Source organism: Alteromonas halophila, assembly GCF_014651815.1.
Classification (GTDB): Bacteria; Pseudomonadota; Gammaproteobacteria; order Enterobacterales; family Alteromonadaceae; genus Alteromonas; species Alteromonas halophila.
The window spans coordinates 1-989 of record NZ_BMXP01000032.1 but is presented as its reverse complement, the minus strand read 5'-3'; the positions used below and the strand labels follow the sequence as shown (position 1 = coordinate 989).

The following is a 989-nucleotide window of genomic DNA, read 5'->3' as shown; positions in this document are numbered from 1 at the left end:
GATGGTCCCCCCATATTCAGTCAAGATAACACGTGTCCCGACCTACTCGTTTTCACTGTAAAAAATCCGTCGTGTACGGGGCTGTCACCCTGTATCGCGCCACTTCCCAGAGGCTTCCACTAAATTTTAAACAGCTTAAGGGCTGCTCCCCGTTCGCTCGCCGCTACTAGGGGAATCTCGGTTGATTTCTTTTCCTAAGGGTACTTAGATGTTTCAGTTCCCCTCGTTCGCCTCGCTACACTATGTATTCATGTAGCGATACCTGTAAACAGGTGGGTTTCCCCATTCGGACATCTGTGGCTCAAATGCGTTTTGTCAGCTCACCACAGCTTTTCGCAGACTTACACGTCCTTCATCGCCTCTAACTGCCAAGGCATCCACCGTATACGCTTTGTCACTTAACCATACAACCCCAAATAGCCTTCTGCTTTGAGCCCTATGCGGCGCGGCCTTTCCTCGCTTACTCAGTCACATACTTTTACGTATGCTCCTTCGTTCGCTCGTCTGTCCGCTTGCCTAGAACTCAAATCATCGGCTATTACCTCTTATCAAAGTAATAACCTATGCTGCCCGCCTTTTGACTTCGGGCCTGAGTAATGTTGTATGCATGACAAGCTAATCGTGGAATTGCCTTGCTATCAATCAATGTTGATAACAAGCAATTCAAGTCAAGTAGAGTAGCTTTGAGAGAACATCTTTCGATATTCTCAGTTACTCAATTTTGATTGATTACTAATATCAGCTTTCCAAATTGTTAAAGAACATTTGCATTATCGATAAAACGATAGCGCAGCTCATTCAACACGATGATCAATGATCATTGTGTCAAACAAGACAATCTGTGTAGGCACTGCATTAACAGCATCAAAGTCGATTCTTTTGGTAAGGAGGTGATCCAACCGCAGGTTCCCCTACGGTTACCTTGTTACGACTTCACCCCAGTCATGAAACACAAAGTGGTGATCGTTCTCCCGAAGGTTAAACTAACC

2 rRNA genes are annotated in these 989 nt (G+C 45.3%); both read right to left on the bottom strand.

Features of this window, described 5'->3' with window-relative positions:
• Window positions 1-404, bottom strand: a 23S ribosomal RNA gene (locus tag IE054_RS17765); the annotation flags it as partial.
• 479 nt (window positions 405-883) lie between these two features.
• Window positions 884-989, bottom strand: a 16S ribosomal RNA gene (locus tag IE054_RS17760); the annotation flags it as partial.